Annotated in this window: 20 protein-coding genes and 1 tRNA gene; 8 read left to right on the forward strand and 13 right to left on the reverse strand. The window is 48.0% G+C overall.

Annotated elements, in window-relative coordinates:
- Positions 1-70: 70 nt before the first annotated feature.
- On the reverse strand, positions 71-667 hold the full coding sequence (locus ACES2G_RS02890; protein WP_374001272.1) for a CoA pyrophosphatase: 597 nt from the start codon (positions 665-667) through the stop codon (positions 71-73).
- A gap of 51 nt (positions 668-718) precedes the next feature.
- Positions 719-1,921 (reverse strand): TCR/Tet family MFS transporter, encoded by a 1,203-nt coding sequence (locus ACES2G_RS02895; RefSeq protein WP_374001273.1) that lies wholly within the window; start codon positions 1,919-1,921, stop codon positions 719-721.
- A 128-nt stretch (positions 1,922-2,049) separates the two neighbouring features.
- Between ACES2G_RS02895 and ACES2G_RS02900 the strand changes: the two genes are divergently transcribed.
- Positions 2,050-3,870, forward strand: a complete 1,821-nt coding sequence (locus ACES2G_RS02900; protein WP_374001882.1) for a monovalent cation:proton antiporter-2 (CPA2) family protein — start codon at positions 2,050-2,052, stop codon at positions 3,868-3,870.
- A 6-nt stretch (positions 3,871-3,876) separates the two neighbouring features.
- On the opposite strand, the gene ACES2G_RS02905 is transcribed toward ACES2G_RS02900, so the two are convergent.
- The gene (locus tag ACES2G_RS02905; protein WP_347359148.1) at positions 3,877-4,245 is read right to left on the reverse strand and encodes a VOC family protein; all 369 of its coding nucleotides are present in this window, start codon (positions 4,243-4,245) and stop codon (positions 3,877-3,879) included.
- A 168-nt stretch (positions 4,246-4,413) separates the two neighbouring features.
- Here ACES2G_RS02905 and ACES2G_RS02910 point away from each other — a divergent pair, with 168 nt between their 5' ends.
- Positions 4,414-4,656 carry a hypothetical protein gene (locus tag ACES2G_RS02910; RefSeq protein WP_347359147.1) on the forward strand — a complete coding sequence of 81 codons (243 nt, stop codon included), beginning with the start codon at positions 4,414-4,416 and terminating at the stop codon, positions 4,654-4,656.
- A 59-nt stretch (positions 4,657-4,715) separates the two neighbouring features.
- Here the strand turns inward: ACES2G_RS02910 and ACES2G_RS02915 are convergent, their stop codons facing one another.
- Complete coding sequence (locus tag ACES2G_RS02915; protein ID WP_374001274.1) at positions 4,716-5,813, reverse strand: DUF2914 domain-containing protein; 1,098 nt, start codon at positions 5,811-5,813, stop codon at positions 4,716-4,718.
- Positions 5,814-5,944: 131 nt separating this feature from the next.
- On the opposite strand from ACES2G_RS02915, the gene ACES2G_RS02920 reads away from it, so the two are divergent.
- On the forward strand, positions 5,945-6,502 hold the full coding sequence (locus ACES2G_RS02920) for a hypothetical protein (protein WP_374001275.1): 558 nt from the start codon (positions 5,945-5,947) through the stop codon (positions 6,500-6,502).
- 36 nt (positions 6,503-6,538) lie between these two features.
- Here ACES2G_RS02920 and ACES2G_RS02925 read toward each other — a convergent pair whose 3' ends face one another.
- Complete coding sequence (locus ACES2G_RS02925; protein ID WP_347359144.1) at positions 6,539-6,895, reverse strand: zinc ribbon domain-containing protein YjdM; 357 nt, start codon at positions 6,893-6,895, stop codon at positions 6,539-6,541.
- A gap of 239 nt (positions 6,896-7,134) precedes the next feature.
- Between ACES2G_RS02925 and ACES2G_RS02930 the strand changes: the two genes are divergently transcribed.
- Complete coding sequence (locus ACES2G_RS02930; RefSeq protein WP_347359143.1) at positions 7,135-9,000, forward strand: hypothetical protein; 1,866 nt, start codon at positions 7,135-7,137, stop codon at positions 8,998-9,000.
- Positions 9,001-9,019: 19 nt separating this feature from the next.
- Here the strand turns inward: ACES2G_RS02930 and ACES2G_RS02935 are convergent, their stop codons facing one another.
- On the reverse strand, positions 9,020-10,522 hold the full coding sequence (locus ACES2G_RS02935; protein ID WP_374001276.1) for a substrate-binding periplasmic protein: 1,503 nt from the start codon (positions 10,520-10,522) through the stop codon (positions 9,020-9,022).
- Positions 10,523-10,603: 81 nt separating this feature from the next.
- On the opposite strand from ACES2G_RS02935, the gene ACES2G_RS02940 reads away from it, so the two are divergent.
- On the forward strand, positions 10,604-11,278 hold the full coding sequence (locus ACES2G_RS02940; RefSeq protein ID WP_347359141.1) for a hypothetical protein: 675 nt from the start codon (positions 10,604-10,606) through the stop codon (positions 11,276-11,278).
- Between the two features lie 3 nt (positions 11,279-11,281).
- Here the strand turns inward: ACES2G_RS02940 and ACES2G_RS02945 are convergent, their stop codons facing one another.
- The 4 genes from ACES2G_RS02945 to ACES2G_RS02960 all read right to left on the reverse strand — a co-directional run bounded on the left by ACES2G_RS02945 (position 11,282) and on the right by ACES2G_RS02960 (position 14,668).
- Positions 11,282-11,785 carry a hypothetical protein gene (locus ACES2G_RS02945; protein WP_347359140.1) on the reverse strand — a complete coding sequence of 168 codons (504 nt, stop codon included), beginning with the start codon at positions 11,783-11,785 and terminating at the stop codon, positions 11,282-11,284.
- Positions 11,786-11,931: 146 nt separating this feature from the next.
- Positions 11,932-12,264: a nuclear transport factor 2 family protein gene (locus tag ACES2G_RS02950; RefSeq protein ID WP_374001277.1), complete on the reverse strand. Its 333-nt coding sequence runs from the start codon at positions 12,262-12,264 to the stop codon at positions 11,932-11,934.
- Entirely contained in the window at positions 12,261-13,910 is a 1,650-nt protein-coding gene (locus ACES2G_RS02955; protein WP_374001279.1) for a CRTAC1 family protein, read from the reverse strand. Before ACES2G_RS02955 ends, ACES2G_RS02950 begins: the two co-directional genes overlap by 4 nt.
- Positions 13,911-13,912: 2 nt before the next feature.
- On the reverse strand, positions 13,913-14,668 hold the full coding sequence (locus tag ACES2G_RS02960; protein WP_374001282.1) for an SDR family NAD(P)-dependent oxidoreductase: 756 nt from the start codon (positions 14,666-14,668) through the stop codon (positions 13,913-13,915).
- 163 nt (positions 14,669-14,831) lie between these two features.
- On the opposite strand from ACES2G_RS02960, the gene ACES2G_RS02965 reads away from it, so the two are divergent.
- Positions 14,832-15,608, forward strand: coding sequence for a hypothetical protein (locus ACES2G_RS02965; protein ID WP_374001283.1), 777 nt, complete (start codon positions 14,832-14,834; stop codon positions 15,606-15,608).
- Between the two features lie 67 nt (positions 15,609-15,675).
- On the opposite strand, the gene ACES2G_RS02970 is transcribed toward ACES2G_RS02965, so the two are convergent.
- The 3 genes from ACES2G_RS02970 to gcvT form a co-directional block, all read right to left on the reverse strand.
- Positions 15,676-15,758: transfer RNA gene (locus tag ACES2G_RS02970), tRNA-Leu, on the reverse strand.
- A 100-nt stretch (positions 15,759-15,858) separates the two neighbouring features.
- The gene (gene gcvH / locus ACES2G_RS02975; RefSeq protein ID WP_374001284.1) at positions 15,859-16,248 is read right to left on the reverse strand and encodes a glycine cleavage system protein GcvH; all 390 of its coding nucleotides are present in this window, start codon (positions 16,246-16,248) and stop codon (positions 15,859-15,861) included.
- Between the two features lie 10 nt (positions 16,249-16,258).
- Complete coding sequence (gcvT, locus tag ACES2G_RS02980) at positions 16,259-17,347, reverse strand: glycine cleavage system aminomethyltransferase GcvT (RefSeq protein ID WP_347359637.1); 1,089 nt, start codon at positions 17,345-17,347, stop codon at positions 16,259-16,261.
- 54 nt (positions 17,348-17,401) lie between these two features.
- Between gcvT and ACES2G_RS02985 the strand changes: the two genes are divergently transcribed.
- Both ACES2G_RS02985 and ACES2G_RS02990 read left to right on the forward strand, forming a co-directional pair.
- The gene (locus tag ACES2G_RS02985; RefSeq protein WP_374001285.1) at positions 17,402-17,908 is read left to right on the forward strand and encodes an SAM-dependent methyltransferase; all 507 of its coding nucleotides are present in this window, start codon (positions 17,402-17,404) and stop codon (positions 17,906-17,908) included.
- Positions 17,909-18,063: 155 nt separating this feature from the next.
- The gene (locus ACES2G_RS02990; RefSeq protein WP_262553503.1) at positions 18,064-18,489 is read left to right on the forward strand and encodes a DUF4423 domain-containing protein; all 426 of its coding nucleotides are present in this window, start codon (positions 18,064-18,066) and stop codon (positions 18,487-18,489) included.
- The last annotated feature ends 100 nt before the right edge of the window (positions 18,490-18,589 follow it).

Raw genomic sequence — 18,589 nt, forward strand, 5'->3', positions numbered from 1 at the left:
AATGGAAAAGTTTAAAAATATAGAACTGTGCAGATTTGAAACGGAAAATCTGTTTCTGATCGCGACGAAATTACTTTTGCAAGGCCTGAAGGCGCGTAAAAAGATTGAGTGTCATCATGTATGACAGTCCCCAAAGCGGGGGTTCGCGATCCAGGTACACGGCAGGAAGCTCAATGGACATGTTTTCGCGTTGTACTTTATAGATTGTTTGTCTTTGTGGATCTTGAATGTGTTTTAAAGGCACCCAAAAATAGTCGGCGACTTCGTTGGCATCCAGGGTGACGTTGAAACTTTGTTCGGTATAGAACACAAAAGGACGGATATAAAAATCCAGCAGTGTTCCGGCTTTGCGGGCTTGAACGTCATCCAGGCGGCCCAGCAGTTCTTGCGATTTTAGGTGGACGCCGATTTCTTCCATGGTTTCCCGGAAAGCGGCATCCAGATCGGTGACATCGAAGGCTTCGCGTTTGCCACCGGGAAATGCCAGTTGTCCTGACCAGCGGTCTTCGGGACGAATAGCTCTTTGGATAAAGCCCAGCTCCAGATTTTCTTCAGACTGTCCACGCAGGATCAGGGCAACGCACGCATGCGGGTCCATTTGCGGGGCCAGATCCAAAGGCTGATGGGCCGTGATGGCAGTTTGCAGAAGAGATCTTATAGAATCCATGGTCTTTTAAGGATACTCCCGGCAGGCCGGCCCAGCAAGGCCAGCCCGGGATCAGGAAGCTTTTCTGCGGGCCATAATAGCCCAGGAAATCATACAGATAATCGCCGCAAAGAAATAAGGTGCTCCCGGAATAGAAGGCACGCCTTCGGGTGGTGCTGAAAAGTGAGCAAACAACTTAGTTGTGACCAAAGGAGTGATGATGGCAGCCAGACTTGCCAGGCTGACCAGAGATCCTTGCAGTTCGCCTTGTTCCTGAGGAGGCGTGTTGTGACTGATCAAAGATTGCAAGGCGGGAGGTGCCACCCAGAAAATGGCAGAGCCCACCAGAATGACATACATCATCCATCCTTCGGTTGCTAAACCAAACAAAGCGAATGACACCGCATAACCAAAAGCGCCGATAACAACCGTGCGGTGTTCACCCAACTTCGGGATTACCAGACGTGTCAGCCAACCTTGCGCGATCGCAGAAAGAAGCCCGACGGCGGCCAGTGACAGCCCCACTTGAGAAGTCGTCCAATGGAAGCGGGTTTCGGTATATAAAGTCCAGATCGACGGATGTGTTTGCCCGCCTAACTGGAAGAAGAAGTAAACCAGCAATAGTGCCAGCAAATGTTTGGAACGGAAGACGGTCATCAGTGAGTGCAAGGGATTGGTTTTGCGTAAATCAATTTTACGGCGCATTTCCTGAGGCAGGGATTCTGGCAGGATGAAAAGTCCAAACAGGAAGTTCAGAAGATTCAATCCAGCCGCAGCCAGGAAGGGATACTGAGGGCCGAAATGACCCAGTAAACCTCCGATGGCGGGACCGATGATGAATCCCAAGCCGAAGGCAGCACCCACCATACCAAAGTTGGCAGAGCGGTTTTTATCGTCGCTGACGTCAGCAATATAGGCCATGGCCACGGTGATATTAGCCCCTGTCAGTCCGGCAATCACACGTCCGGCAAAAAGAATTCCCAATGTCGGGGCAAAGGCCATCAGGATATAGTCCAAGCCGGCCACCAGCAGCGATACCAAAAGAATGGATCGGCGACCAAAGCGGTCCGACAAGGCCCCCAGTAAAGGAGATGCCAAAAACTGCATCAGGGCATAGACCGAAATAAAATAACCGAAGTATTCTGAAACAGAAGTTTCACTGGAAACGAAACGGCGCATGATATCTGGCAAGGATGGAATCACCAATCCCAAGCCAATCATATCCAATGTTACCGTGATAAAAATAAACCAGATACCTGCTTTAGAGTTCTTCATAGCGCTCAGGCTAGAAGAGCGACATGAAATTGTCAGCAGCTCTTTTTTGCAGATTAATAAAAATTTACCTCTGTTCGTTACGAGGTATCCCATTGCGCAGCCGATCTGCTCTTGATAGCGTTGTGAGCATGGTTTTACACGAGCAGCTTCTTCAGATTTTGGCGTTTTTGGGTTTTTCTGTGGTTCTGGTGTCCTTGTTTCAAAAGCTGGGACTGGGAACTATCTTGGGCTATTTGGCAGCAGGTATTTTGATTGGCCCTCTGGGCTGGGGACTGATTTCTGATTTTCAGTTTGTTCAGAATATTGCAGAGTTCGGTGTCGTGTTTCTGCTGTTCCTGATCGGTCTGGAACTTCAACCCCGTAAGCTGTGGTCTTTGCGCAAAACCTTGATCGGCTTTGGTGGCTTGCAGATTCTTTTCTGTACGGTTGTCTTCACCATCATTGGATATCAGCTGGGTATCGCATGGGCCAGCGCTGCAGTTGTCGGCTTTGCCTTGTCTTTGTCCTCGACGGCATTTGCGTTGCAGTCTTTGGCGGAAAGAAAAGTTCTGAATACAGAATTTGGTCGTGCTTCTTTTGCGATCCTGCTGATGCAAGACGTGGTCGCCATTCCGGCCTTGGCGGTAATTCCAAGTTTGGGGTTGGTGGCGGCCAACACGCATTCGGTTAACTGGGGCGGAGCTATCGCCATCTTTATCGGCCTGGCCATTGGCAGTCGTGTTTTGATGGGCAGGTTTTTGCAGCTGGTTGCTGAAACACGCAGTCGTGAACTGTTTACTGGTGTCACCTTGTTGATTGTGATCGGGGTGGCCTTCTTGATGGAAAGCGTAGGCCTTTCGATGGCTTTAGGCGCTTTCTTGGCCGGGGTTCTTTTGTCTGAGTCAGAATATCGTCATGAACTTGAAGCCGATCTGGAGCCCTTCAAAGGCTTGCTGATGGGTCTGTTCTTTGTTTCTGTCGGTATGTCCGTGAAATTGTCTTTGCTGGTGCAGTTCCCGCTAATGATCCTGTCGCTGGTTGTGGGCTACATGGTCCTCAAAGGTCTTTTGATCTATGCTGTAGGTCGGATCATGAAGCTTCATTCGCAAGCTTCCAATAATTTGTCCGTGTATCTGGTGCAAGGCGGGGAGTTCGCGTTCGTTATTTTCGGAGTCGGACAAAGTGCACAAGTGATTTCGGCTGACTGGACACAGAGATTCACTTTGGTTGTGACACTGTCCATGATTGCCAGTCCGATTATCATTGTTCTGAATGAAAAGATCCAAGCCTGGATTGCCTGCAAGGCGCCTGCTCAAGGGGTCAAAGAGTACGACAAGTTTGAAGAAACCACCAATCCCGTTATTATTGCGGGCTTCGGCCGTTTTGGTCAGATCTTTGGTCGTATTCTTAGAACTCAGGACATTCCGTTTACGGCGATTGAGCACGATACCGAGCAGATCGAGTTGCTTCGCCGCTTTGGCAATAAAGTTTACTATGGCGATGCCGCCCGTAAAGAGATTTTGGAGGCGGCCGGGATCCGCAATGCCAAGTTTTTCATCTTGGCCGTGGATGATGTTGAAACTTCCAATCGCATCGCGCAGATTCTGAAAGAGGACTATCCGCATGTGCAGGTGTTTGCCCGTGCCCGCAATCGTCAGCACACATTTGATTTACTGGAGGCAGGCATCAAGTTCGTTCGCCGTGAAACTTTGGATTCCAGCATCAATCTGAGCGGTCAGCTTCTGGTTGCCATGGGGACTCCAGAAGCTCGGGCGCGCGCCATTATTGAACGCTTCCGTCGTCATGATGAGCTGATGTTATTAGAACAATATAAAGTCCGCCACGATCAGAAGAGCTTTATCGACGTGTCAAGACAGGCAGTTCAACAGTTGGCACAGGTTCTCAAGGAAGATGCAGAAAAAACCTATATCGAACCTCAGGTTGGGACCGAAGAACCACCTCATCTTTAGAATGAGCTAGTATTTGGGATTCATCAGCTTTAGTACATTTCCGTCGGGGTCCTCAAAAACAAGCATGTGACCCCAGTCTTCATCGGCCTCTCCAAGAATCCTTGCCCCTAATGATTCCAGCTTCTTTCTGTCTTCCGGGATGTTGTTGGATCTTAAAGTCAGTGTGGCACCTGCGTGAGCTCCGTGGCTGTCTCGGGGAACGGTGGGAATGGGATGGTCTTCCGGGTGCAGGCCAATACGAATACCGTGGCAATCCAAGGCGATCCAATATTCGCTTTCTTCAAGAAGTTTCATACCCAATCCTTCTGTATAAAACTTAGTGGCTCGTTTGGGTTGTGTGACACTGTAATAGACGTCCTGGATACCAGTAATCATCGAAAATCTCCCTGTCATGAAATCTTAGGTTGCCAGGAGTTGGCAGTCATCAAAGAATTGTTTCGGTCTGGTCAGAGTCTGAAAGTAAATAGGGAGCGGGAAGCGAATTTTTTAACCTTTTGAGGTCGTTATAGGGTCTTTCTAATAGGAATGGTTAGGAGGGCACGGATGCGCTTCTTGGTGGTTATGACGATTTTATTGTGGGCGGCTTTTTCCAAGGCCGAGGTTCAGAACTTTAACGGGATGATTCAGGAGGCTTCGTTGAGTGAGAAGATTTTGCGCAAGAGGCTTTTACGAATTTTAAATTCTCAGCAAGTGGCAGTGGCCGCTAACGAGCAAACCCCGGAGCAACTTCAAACAGAAAGCCCCTCCCAGGACTTTGAAGTTCGCTTGGTGCAGGCTCGACACTAGTTAAGAAAAATTGATAATATTTCCCCCAAACACCGCTGTCCCCCGGCGGTGTCTTTTTATTATCTGAAGATGTCTTTGTAAAAGGCGCGGTGGGGATTGATCTCGCTCACCTTGGTGACATCGAAATAAATCCGGCCAATTTCTCGTCCGTCGGTGGTCTCTACACTGATGCGCCAGCGGCCTTCTGAATAGTTCTGCTTTGATGCAAATCCTCGATATCCACCCTCGCGACCCCCTGCAATTGTCATGGGGATCTTGTCCGTGGTCTGCCAGCCTTGAACCGGGTCCTTGTAATACCAGTGCAGGATCACGGAATCACTAAAGCGAGCGGGGGAAAAGATCTGCGCAAAGAAGTAGATCTTGTCTTGAGGCTCAGCTTTGAAGTTCTGATCACCGCGCTGCCAAAACTGCCAGGATGGAGTTTCATAGGACAACACATAGGCTCCCTCGACCTTCTCAACGCTGTGATAAATGCCCATGTTCTGAATTGATAACGGCACTGGCGGAATCCAGCCCAGCAGATAGAACACCAAAAATAGAGCCAAGACTGTTCCCGAGGGAATGACCAGACTTTTTCTTAAGATGACCTCGTTCTGCACTTTCTTTTTTAGTAGCACATAGATTCCATACAGGGCACCTCCGGTCAGAGTCAGCGACAGGATGAAAGGCACCAGACCGACAAACCCTAAAGCGGTCGGAACCATCATGGAAAAGAAAGAAAACAGGCAGATGACGAACAAGCCGATTTTCAGATTGATCTCGCTTTCGCGAACTCGCTTGAGTTCGTTGGCGACCATCAGCCCCAGCAACAGCAGAATAAAGATCAAGGATGAAAAGAGCGAAGCACTTTTCAGGAAGAACAGGGAATAGACACTGAGCAGACTTCCCAGCAGGAAATGAACAGCCAGTTGACGGTACTCCCAGATTCGTTCCAGCTTACGGTGAATTGAAATAAAGCCATGGGACTTTAAGAAATCAAAATACAGGATGCTTCCCAGAATCAGCAGATAGACCACCTGCTGGGTAATGGCAACAGGGTCGTCGATATCAGAAAGTGTCCAGACATCAAAAAAGAAACCACCAAGGAAGAAGGCAATGTCGACCTTGATTTCATTTTCTTCGTAAAGCTTTAGCAGACGTTCTTTGAGCTGTGTCATGGGTCTAAGGGTAGCAGACTCTTGCCTATTGGCAAGGCTCCCTGATGACAGAGCTTTCATGAAGGGATCGTCATTTGTCTTCTTACAGAGATGGGCATATTTATGGCAGCTCATAAAAACAGGAGTCATTAATGAAAGCGTGGATCGGTCTGTGTATCCTTGGTATTGCGTGCGTGTCTCAAGCGGAAGAATCTCGTTCTTTTGAAAGAGTTGCTGCCGAAAGAGCTGTCATCAGTGTTGTTGTGGAGGATGCGCAATCAGTGCAGGCTCACGACTATGTTGACGGAAAAGAGAATGAAAAGTTCCTTAAGATGCTTTTAGACGATCCGCAATCCCGCCTGACAGATCTGCGTAAGTCCCTTGAAAACGAAAACTGCGAAGCTTCAGATCAAAGAAGCGATGGATGGGTGGAAGATTGTGGCGGCATTGAGCTTTCTTCTGGAGCACAGACCGCATTCGGCCGTGCAGGCTGGTTTGCGGCAGGGGCCCAATACACTTATTTTGTGGGCTTCCGTCACGTGGGCAACGGGGAATTCCTTAATTCGACCTATATGATTGTTCTTCATGAGGATGTTCAGGTCGAGATGCCAGAAGGACAGGTTACCGGGTCGGCAAAGGTGGTGAAGTCTTTGTCCCTGGGCCGGATCTTGCGCATCCCTGATCAGATTCGTATTTTGCCAATTAAATAGCAAATAAAGAAAGGCTCCCTCGGGAGCCTTTTCTATTTATACTTTTTTTACAAATTCGGACTTCAGGTTCATGGCGCCAAAGCCATCAATTTTGCAGGCGATATCATGGCCATCGCCGCCATCGACCAGTCGGATGTTTTTCACCTTGGTTCCAACTTTTACAACGGACGAAGATCCTTTCACTTTCAGATCTTTGATAACGGTGACAGTATCACCATCTTGAAGAACATTGCCGTTGGCATCCTTGATCACATTGGAAGTTTCTTCTGCAACTTCTTCTGCGTTCGCAGCGTGCGGGCTCCATTCGTGGGCGCACTCGGGGCAGACCCATAAATTGCCGTCTTGATAGATGTGTTCTGAATTGCATTTGGGACAGTTTGTTTGAGTACTCATGGGTATATCTAAAGCATATCAAGGTCGTTTTGGCCATCAATAACGGGACTCGTTACGCCGAGGTGGCGGCAAGATTTAGGAGCTTAAGTGTTCGATTTATCTCGATAAACCCCACTCTGGCGGCGACAATTTCGGGCTTTTTTTATGGCAGTTTAGGCAGTTGAGAGACTCCTTTGCATTTTAAGCCCTCCTGGGGTTGGCCGGATTCTTGGATAAATAAAGCATTACAGAGGTGCTATATGAAGCGTTTGGGAATCTTAGTCGGTTCGGTTCTTTTGGTGTCCGTGTCTGTGGCTGCTGCTCAGAGCAACACGCCGTCAGCTTCTACCTACGAAGAAGATATGGATCGCGCCTTCCAGGAAGAGGCCGCCCGTCGGGAAGCTGCTTACCAGGAAAAGCTTCGTAATTCCTCCAAAGGAACGCCTCAGAAGGCCAAGTACTTCGATTCCTATTTTTATTATAATACTGCTAAAACCGGGGCGAATCTGGATGTCTCTGCCTTTAGCATCAACGATGTCTTCAAAAACAGACCCGAGGATTACCGGGCGGCTGTTGAACTTTATAAGGCCGCTTCAGGCATGGACAATTCCATCTATTCCAAAGCTCTGTCTTATGAAGGCAGTCTTAGCCTTCTGTCTCGCGAAGCCATTGTATTAAGTCGTGATCAGAAGCTCTTGATTCTGTCCTTGTCGGGGTCCCATCTTTCCAAGTTCTATTCAGTGACAACTGAAAATCGTAATACGTCAGAAGAGATTTTCCGCAACGCCATGGCCAATGGAAACCAAGGTGGGATCTGTGGTGACATTCATAAGTACCTGGCGGGGCAGGCCCGGGCTTTGGGATTCACCGATGTTGGTATGCATACGGGAGTCTGGCAGAAAGATCAAAAAGGCAAAGATTCTGGTGGTCATTTTATCTATCACTTTAAAGATCCAAAAACAGGTCAGTACTATATTCAAAACTATTCCCAAGTGATCGCCACAGGTCAAAAGACCCAACAGAACATGCTTGAAGTCAGCAACCGTGTTCTGGGTCCATTGGTGGGCACTGTGTATGTAGAGGGTGCCAAGGGCAGCTACCATGCTTATCTGCCACAGACCTCTTTGTGGATCAAAGAGGGTCTGACGTCGATGGCCTATAAATCCACGGAGAGCTCAATCCTGCAACTGCGCATTGGCAATCACGACAATGCTGTGGGTGTTCAGGTGGTGAAAAAGTTTGAAGACAGTTCTTATGTGCGCGCCTTTATGTTGCACCAACAATACAATGCGGCCGAGGGCAGCTATCGTTTCTCTGGTATGGGTGTGTCAGGGCAAGCTGGTGGCAATATTGCCGTGAATTCCGTGGTGGAAGAAATCGGCCTGGTGGCTAAAGGCTATGCTGGTATCGGGCAGGTGGGTTCTCCGACTTTGAACCCGACAATGACCTGGAGTGAAAAAGAGCGCACCGTTCTTTTCCACGGTATGCAATTCACCGGAACGGCCCGCATCAATAAAACGACTGGAAAAGTGGAGCTGGAGCGTACCAATCTTGATGCAAATTTGCATGGTGGTGATGCCAGTGCGGCAGATCTGGTGGTGCGTGCGGGGATTGATCAGCGTGTTACTGACAATGTCAGCGCAAGTTACGAACGGTCCTTCCGTCGAGTGAAAGAAGGGCATTATTCCAGCAAAACGGAGTGGGTGACTGAGGCAGATAAGGTTTCCGTCGTTTTCGACAAACAGATTGGCAAAGTCTATCTGCTTGTGCGTGGCGAGATCTTCCTTTTTGAAGGCGTGGAAAGTGTGTCGGCAACAGCTTTGAAAAATACAGTTGAAGCCAGCTTCCCGGCCGGGCAATTGGGTCAGGTGTATGTGGCCTTTGATATGGCGAAGATCATGAGCAATAAGGAAAAAGATCCATTCTATGATATCCCGGCATCAAGCACTTTCCGTTTGGGATTGAAAAAGGACTTTGCAAAGTTTGTTCAAGCCGGGGCAGAAGTGTCCTATCAGCAGGGGCGCCGTACTTATCCGCTATATGACAAAGGCTTTACGCCGGGTCTGCAAGACGAGCGGGTGAACGATCGTCTGCGTGGCATGATCTGGGTGAACTTACGCTGGTAGATCACCCCAGGTCCGGCGGCTAGTGTTGGTAAGGTGGAGAAAAAATCTTATGCAGCTTGCCGGATTTTTGCATGTCCTGAATAGCGGCATTGATCTGCTCGATTTTCAGATCAGAATTCTTTGAAACGGCACACTTTACATCGACGGAATCAATTTCAAGTGGAGCTTTCTGCAGACGGGAATATTTACTTTCGTAGTACTTGTACTCCAGATTATTCAAAACAATAAAAGGGATTCTTTGGGCAAAAAGCTTTTCCAGATTTGCTGCACCAGAACCGGCGTCCTCTCTTTGCAGACTGCCGTTTTCGAAATAGGGCGTGAGTGCTGGATAGACAAAGTTTAGAACTGTGCCAATACGTTTACCTTTCAGGTTGTCCAAAGAACGAACTTTTGCTGCGGCCTTATCACTGCGAAGACTGACGATATAGTCGCTTTGACTGAAGATGGGTTGGCTCCAGTGATAGTGCTTGGCATATTCACCAGCCCAGAGTTCATTGTCATAGCAGACCATTTCGATTTGCCCTGATGCCAGACGGGAATCCAAACGCCCACGAGGCAGCAGTTCAAACGAGACGGGGCGGTGAATTCTTTTGGCGATTTCCCGGCCGATATCAAAGAACAACCCGCCGCGGACCGTAATCAGGTTGTTCCCAGTTTTATCAAAAAATACAAATGGAGGAGAATCATTGCTGTTCAAGCCATAGCTGAAGGACTTAGGCAGGGTGGCTGGATTGGAGTATCGTTCCAGAAGTTTTTGAAATACATTTTTTCGATGCAGGTTCGCAATAGCCCGGTTCAGGCGTGCCTCTGACAGGGAAGACTTGCGGGATAAAGAGCACTTGATTTCAGTCTTGTCGAAGTCAAACGTACTGCGCACCAGGCGGGGATGGAGAGACTTAAAGTAGATGTATTCCAACTCTCCAAGAATGATATATTGGACCCGGTCGTTCAAAAGTTTTTTTACACTGACCTCCACTGAGGAGCTATCAGATCTTTGCAGGTCCTTGCTTTTGAAGCGATCCTCAAGATCAGCATAGACATAGTTGTCCACGGTTCCGATAGTGACCCCTTTGATTTGCTCGGCACTTTCAAAAGTAATGGGCGCCGTGCTGACCAGAACATTAGAGTGGGAAAAAAGAGGCGAGCTCCATAAAGCCCCATCAGCGAACGCGTGGCGCCAGCGCGTGCTGTTGTGACAGATCAAATCCACTCGATTATCCACAATCTGCTTTGCAATACGCTTTCTGGGGACGGGCTCGATACTGTAGTCCTCACCAAGTTCATCGCCTATGGCGACAGAGACTTCATAAATAAGCCCCCCGGTGGGAATCGGGCTGCCATTATTGTCAAACTGATAGAGCAATGGCGGAGCATTGCTGGGGTTGAGCCCGAACTTGAGGCTGCCTGACGCAAATATCGGCATAAGCTGCACAATCACTGCCAGCAACAAATTCAGAAGGAGGCGGTCATTCTTCATGGTGCTTTTATACTCGGGAAGGCGGTCGGTTGTTGTCAAAATCATTTCAGGAACCATGTCAGGGGTTTAAACTTTTTTGTTGGAAAGCAAAAGGACATTTGATGTTATTCGAAGTGGGGGGCTTGCATGTTTCAAAAATTACTCAAGACATTGGGGTTAGTATTACCGCTTTTATCCAGTGCAGCCTTTGCAGAGACCTCTGGCAACCAATTTTATGAAGTGTCGAGTTCTGCGATGACTAAAACTCAGTTTCGCAGCACGGTTGCGACCGCCAGACGTCTTTTTTCCTATTTGGCTGAAAACAATGGACGTCGGTTGGAGTTCTTCACGGACTGGGATTCAGATTGGGCGCAGGCCTTTGCCCGAAGATGGGAATCCGATCAAATCCTGATTCATGGAGGCATCGCACGTATTCCCGGAGGAAATGTCGACTCCCTGGCGTTGTTGATATGCCATGAACTGGGGCATTTATATGGGGGGACGCCTTACAGCGACAGTCATAATTCATTGTCAGCAGAAGGACAGGCGGATTGGTGGGCAACCAAGGAATGCTGGCCGGTGATTGCGCCCGCTCTGAGTTCTGATGTGGATATTGGGGGCCGTGGGCAACGGGCTGCATTGGTCGCTACGGCTTTTTATGCCGCCAATCGGGGACTGAGTGCGCCGAAGGTTTCAACGCCCGATCCGAGCGAAGTGGGTAAAACGCTATTAACCCATCCGGAACCCCAATGTCGTTTGGATACTTATGTGGCAGGTCTTAAAGGACAAGAGCGCCCACGGTGTTGGTGGGCGCCAGAGTAAAACCTATTGTTCAGAGAAGTCTTCGATGGAATTTTCATCACGGAAATGGAATTTGAAATCCGGGCTGATGAAGATACCGCTGGAGATATAGCCTGAAGTGCAGTTGTCTTTCAGGAATCGGTCCATAGCCTCTTGATCGTCTTCCCAGTTGATATCGCAGCTTGCAACGTCATAGGCCGCGTGTTGAATCAGAGCATGGTAGGCCACGAATTCACCGGAAGCGGAGTAGTATTTGGTCAAAGCAGCCACTTCGATGTCGGTTTCAGAATTCAAAACATAGTCGCCTTCCAAAATGGTGTCATACCAGATATCGGATTCTTCGCGAGCGGCTTTCATCAGACCGGCAGTTTGTTTTGCGTTAAGGCTTTCGGGAGCCACATCAACCATTTTGATATTTTCAGTTTCAATGAGGGCGTAAACTTTTTTAATAAAAAGGTCTTCAGATTGAGAAGACGCCATGGCATTCAAAGAAAAAGCAGACAGGATCAGAACCAGCAAGAACTTCATAAAATACTCCGTGTTGAATGGAGCTTTTGTAGGCCGCAGGTCGGTATTTGTAAATTGCATCTCAAGAAAGTATATATTCTTTTTATGCATGTATAAAAAATGGACAGCCGGGGCTGCGACACCCCCCCAGGCTGACGGGCCATTAATTAATAGGCAAACCAGATATCTTTGATCAGCCCATCTTTGAATTCGTAGATGGCGACAACATGAGATCCACTGGGAACCACGGATTCTTCATCCAGGACTTTGTTGTTCAAGACTATGCGGCTTTTGAGTGTGCAATGCAGATCCGGTGTGCTTTTGAACTTGTCGTCGTAAATTTTGCGAAAAGACTCCATACCGACGCAGAAAGGGGCGTCTTGCCCCAGGCGGTAAGCTGTCACATCCTGATGATAGAAAGAACAGAACTTATCGATGTCGCGATTGTTATAGGCATCCAGTTGACCTTGAACTAAAGCGACTCGTTGTTCTGCATTCATTGGCGGGGTTCCTCGATCTTAAGTGTTTGATTTACAGCCGTAGGGCCCAGGGTTTGAACTTTCCCGGAAGGCCAGCGGACTTCCACCTTGGTAATGTCTTTTATCTGACCTAAACCAAAATGCAAAGTGGGATCATTCTGTTGGTTCATCGTACCAGTCACACCATCTTGTTGACGTAAGAAGACGCCGTTGCGGTGATAGACGCGAACCTGCGCGGCTACTGCCTGAGTGCCTGAGCGAGTTCCTTTCAGTTGAACACGCAGATAATTGCTTTCGTCTCTCATGATATTTTGCAGGACACGGATAGCGGGAGCTTCGCCATTGCGCAGGCGTCCGGATTGAACCAGATCCATTTTTCCGTCGTTGTTCAAGTCGGCCCAAGCGGCAGCGTAGCTGTCAAAGACGCGGGTGCCTTGGCCAGCACTGACATCCTTAAACTTGAAACCACCCAGGTTCTTGTAAAGAAGAGAGTATGAATAGGCCAGGTCGTAAACCTGACTGATGTACACATCCAGCAGGCCATCGTTGTCAAAGTCGGCAGAAGTCGTTTGTGCCCAGAGTTCGTCGCCTTTGTATTTGGAGAAGTCTCCAATCGGGCGATAGGGGATTCCTGATGCCGGACGAACATCATTCAGGCGATAGAACGGAGGTCCGCTGTTGCGGTAGATTTTGGAATCATCGCAAAGATAACCGCGTTGATCGAAAGTCCCTTTGCCATTGATGCCCACAAATTTATGTACCAGATTTGAAACCCAAAGATCCAGATTCCCATCGTTGTCGAAATCAGCCCAGATCGAGGCAATAGTGTGCCCATATTGCGGTCCATAGTACGCTTTGCGGGACTGGTCATAGAACTTCTTGGGGTTATGATCCCCTTGGATGTTCATGGCTGTTGCCTGATCCAGCATAGCCGGGCTTCCCAATGTATACAGGTTGTTGGGGCGTAGGCGGTAATTTGAGAAGTACGCTTCGATGGAGCCGTTGTTGTTATAATCCGCAACCGCAATGCCACGAAGATAGTTTGGATTCACGCGGAATACCACGGGGGTCGTCTCGACAAGACGCTTGCCTTTGACATTTGTATACATCTTCTGCGGAAGGAGTGGGTCGCCGAACTTCGGCTCACTGAATCCGGCAATGACGTCAATCCACCCATCTTTGTTCGTATCCACGATGGCCAGAGCATGAGCATGTTCCGGCAGGGCAAAACCTAATTCGCGGGAAGATTCGATGAACTTGCCACGAGCGACCTGCAGGAACACTTGTCCTTTTGTGGTCATGATATCCAGCAATCCGTTGTTATCCAGGTCCACAAACAGAGGGGAGCCCTTCATGTCGCGGATGCCAACCAGCTCAGTCACCTCAGAAAAGAGGATGTTGTTTCTGTTGCTGACATTTCTGAACAGCTTTCCACCAGCCAGCATGTCGACCCAGCCGTCATTGTCATAGTCACCAAACGCGATTGTGGTGGAATGCAGAACGGGAATGCCTGCCGAGGCCGTAATATCCTGAAATTGCGAAGCTGTGGAGCTGAGTTCTTCGGTATTTATTGGAGAGGACGGCAGCGTTCCTTCAGGGTTGGAAATCTTGAAGCCTAAAATGAAGAATCCCAGAACAAGCGGAGCACTGATAAAAAAGCGTTTCATTACTAAAGTCCCTTTGCTTCTAAATCTTGAACAGAAATAAGAGAGGATTGATTTTTAAACTTTTGCGGTGCCAGACAGAATCCAACTACCATCGCAGCAACATCTGACGGAGAGCGGAGCTGCTGGTCGGTTTTGAGCTTTTTGAAGTTGGCCACTTCCGGGAAGTCTTTCTTTTTAAATCCACGGATGGTCTGCTGCATCTGTGTATCCAGCACGCCGGGGCTGAAGTGGTAGATTTTTATTTTCTTGTTTTTGGATGTTTGCAGATCCAGAGCGGTGTTTTCGGTGAACATTTTCAAACCCGCTTTGGAAGAACAATACATCGACCAGCCTGCAATAGGGCGGAAGGCGGCGCCAGAGCCAATATTAAAGATCGTCAGCGGTTTTTTTTCTTCCGTCGCAAGACGACTGCAAACCTGGGATAACAAAACAGGAGAAATCAGGTTCGTCACCAGATGTGTGTTCATGTCTGCCATATCAAGGTCGGCTAACGAGCCTACCGGATTGATCAAGGCGGCATTGTTGATCAGGTGAATATGTTTGAACGAGGCGAGATCCAGATTTTCCAGAAGGGTTTCGATCTTTTTGATCGTCGCCAGTCCACGGCTGAAGTCAGCAGTCACATGTTTGAATTTGGATGATTTGAAAGTGGGACGAGAGCGCGACAGATTTAAAACCTGATGGCCCTGATCCAGAGCCTTAAGACAAATCTGTTCCCCCAGCCCCTTCGAGCCGCCAGTAACAATAAATAAATCCATATAGTTTAATTATGAATTTGCGCTTGTTATTCAGCAAGGCTGGGTCCGGAGAAAGGTCTAGGAATAGGAACAGTTCGTGGTCGAGGTTTTCTGGCCGCGGTTTCGACACTTCGCTAGAGCTTTCATTTGGAGGCCGCAAAGAGATGGAATATATGAGTGAGATATGAAGTTGCTGATTTTTTTGGTCTTAATTCTTGGCAGCGTAACCACACTGGGTGCTTTGAAGAAAGTCATCCTGGTCACAATGGAGGTTCCTCCATTTATGAGTCCCAAGCTGCCTGACCAAGGGGCTGCGATTTATGCTCTTCGTGAGGCGTTTCTGAGGGCCGGCTATGAGCTCGAAATGCGTTTTGTGCCGGTCCCACGAATGCGTCAGGTTGGGTTCGGGGACGACGGTGTGAATGGCTTCTTTCCGTCTTTTGTCGATGAAAAGTTTAATGAAAAGCTGGTTTTGTCAAAATTGTTTTATAGAACTCCCTGGGTGATTGTTGAAAGAAAAGATAAACCTATTATCTGGAAAGAAGCCCGGGATCTTCTGAAGTATAAAGGCGGAAATGTTGCTGGCTATGTTTTGAGATCGCAGGTGGCCGGTGCCTATAAAGACAATATGCACCGCCTAGAGACGGCGAAGAACGACTCGCTCAATATTCTGAAGTTGATCCACAAGCGTGTGGATTTTATTTTTATTGACCAGAATGCCTTCAAATTTATCTCGGCGACTCATCCGGAAATTGCACCATATGCCAACAAGCTTGCTATCAATCCAAATGTGGTGGCCTTAAACAGTTATGGCGTGGATTTTAAAGACAACAAAGCCAGCCGTAAAATTATGGATGATTTCAATGCTGTCGTGGATGAAAAAGAATTTACCGACTTGGTGTCCAGGTACATTGAGCGACAAGCAAGGCCTGAAGTCAGGCGGCCCAAGGGGATGAAATAAAGACTTTGGACATAAAAAAAGCCGACTTATTCAGTCAGCTTTTTAGTGGTTCTTAAGCTTAGAGATTTGGTGCCCCGCGAGGGACTTGAACCCCCACGCTTGCGCACTAGATCCTAAGTCTAGCGTGTCTGCCAATTTCACCAGCGGGGCAACACATCTCTAGGCTTAAGGAAGCACTATTGATAGCTTATGTCAGAGGCGGATTGCAAGCGGAAATTTCAAAAAAACGTCCGCTTGCCCTTAACTCAGCCTATTTCTCGCTGATCAATTTTTTGTAGTCTGGAGCTCTCATAAGGTTTGCGAGCTCTTTTTCAGTATCCATTTCGATACGAACCAACCAGCCTTCATTTACTGGGTCGTCGTTCAAAACAGATGGATCATCGCTTAGGGATGAGTTTACTTCGATTACAGTGCCGGAAACAGGGGCATAAAGGTCGCTCACGGCTTTAACAGACTCGATAACGCCGAAAGTTTGACCTTGAGTGATCTTTTGACCTTCTTCTGGAAGTTCAACGTAAACGACTTCACCCAATTGATCTTGAGCAAATTCAGTGATACCAACAGTTACGATGTTCTCGTCAACTTGAGCCCATTCGTGTTCTTTTGTGTAGTAATAGTCTTCAGGGATGTGAAATGCCATGTTCGGCTCCTTATTTCGTTACAAATGGGGTCTTGCAAACCACTGCTTTCACTTTGCGACCGCGGATGTCCAAAAGGAACTCGGTTCCTTCTTTAGCGTAAGCTACATCGATAAAAGCGATACCGATAGGTTCATCCAGGGTCGGGGAGTGTGTACCACTAGTTACCTTGCCGATTTCTTTGTTGTCAAAAGAAAATAGGCTGTAACCCTGACGAGGAATACCCTTCTCAAGCATCTTAAATCCCACAAGATTTTGGCTTAAACCGGCTTCTTTTTTGCCTACAATTTGGGCTTTATTGAAGAAGTCTTTTTTAGCGGGTTTAATCACCCAGCCAAGGCCGGCTTCATAGGGATTCGTTGTGTCATCAATCTCGTGACCGTACAGGGAATACTTCATTTCGGTTCTTAGAGTATCGCGGGCACCCAGGCCGATGCTCATTACGCCCAGATCTTTGCCTTTTTCCAGCAAAGTCATCCACAAATCCACCGTCCCGGCAGCATCGATAAAGACTTCGCAGCCTTTTTCGCCAGTATAACCCGTTGTTGCGATCATGATTTTGTGATTTTTGAACTGACCGACTTTCAAATTGAAAGGCTTCATTTCGCTGACTTTGATATCGAAAACACGGTCGCAAAGTTCCAAAGCTTTCGGGCCTTGGATCGCGATTTGACCCCAGTGGTCGGAATCGTCGGTGATATCGGCGCCCTTATTGTGTTTAGTCATCCAGGCAAAGTCTTTGTCTTTGTTGGAGGCATTGGCACAAACCAGGTAATCCGCATCTTTTTCCAGGCAATAAACGATAATATCGTCAACCAAGCCGCCCTGATCATTTGGCAGCAAAGTGTATTGAGCTTCGCCGACATTCAGCTTCGCCACATCGTTTGTCGTCAGCCATTCCAGGGTTTCCAGAGCTTTAGGGCCTTTGACACGAATTTCACCCATATGGGAAACGTCGAACAGACCGACGTTCGTGCGCACGTTGTTGTGTTCTTCACGAACACCCACGTACTGAACAGGCATATACCAACCGGCGAAATCGACCATGCGGCCGCCGAGCTTCTCATGTGTTTCTGCTAATGGAGTCTTTTTCATGCGCATGAATATCCCTTTCCCCGTGACATTCAGTCAACGAGGATTCTATCTTGCGACCCGATGTTCAAACTCTCTCGCCGCATGCAGCTTATTTTCGACCATCTTTTACCTGGAAAACCGGTTTGGGACTTTTGTTGCGACCACGGTTACTTGGGGCTGAATGCTTATGAAAGTGGGCAGTTTTCCGAGGTGCACTTTGTTGATCAGGTGCCCCATATCGTCGAGCAGTTGGAAAACCGATTTCAGGCCGAGTATTTTCGCGAAGACTCATTGGCTTTGGCGGCTTTTCATTCTCGCCCTGGGGAGGAATTGCAGCAGCCGGTGTCGGGCACGGTGGTCATCACAGGTGTCGGAGCGCATACCATCTTAAAAATTGTCCAGTCTTTGCTGGAAAACGGACTTCTCAGTGCTGACAGATTGATACTGGGGCCACAAAGAGATGAGCAATGGCTGTGTGATTTATTACGAAAGACCCTGCCAAACACTTTCAAGACGGACTGCGAAATGCTTTCCGTTGAGGAGCGAGGGCGAAATCGTAAGTTGTTGATATTTGATAAAATTCTGTAATGTTCGCGGGCTTTATGACGCGCCTCGAATGGCTAGATTAAATGTCTGTAAGACTGTGAACAAAATATTGATTATCAAGGGACCTGCACATAATTGTTGTCCTCATGCAGGATGTAAATAAAAACTCAGATTTTAGACAATTTCTTGAAGATGAATTGGCTCGCCGTAGCCAAAACTATCCCCGTTACTCTTTGCGTGCGTTTGCTCGTCACCTGGAAGTGGACTCGTCTTTCTTGTCCAAAATCCTGAACGGTAAGCGAACTGTGACAATGAGAACCATCCGTATGTTCGGGGAGCGTTTGAACCTGACTCCGGATGAACTTCAGCGTTTCGGCGAAATCAGCCGCGAAAAGAAAATGAAACGCAAGTTGGAACGTCTGCTGGAGAAAATGCCAAGCGAAGAGCGTGAGCACTCCACAATCACTATCAACGTGGATGAAGCTCGCCTGACTGAAGCTAAAGAGAAAATCAAAGGCTTCCGTCGTGAGTTGGCGCAATTCCTGGATGCAGGTGTTGTTCAAGGTAAGACATATCAGATTTCTGTATCCCTGATTCCAGTATCAGGCTACGTAACTGAGTAGTTTTCCGAATTCAAAAATAAAATTCGACTATGAACCGAGAGCCCGTAAAGCTCTCGGTTTTTTTATTTTCTGGAAAGCTGCTTCAGCTTGCGTGCCTGCC

Origin of the sequence: Bdellovibrio bacteriovorus, from assembly GCF_041888015.1 — a bacterium.
Classification (GTDB): Bacteria; Bdellovibrionota; Bdellovibrionia; order Bdellovibrionales; family Bdellovibrionaceae; genus Bdellovibrio.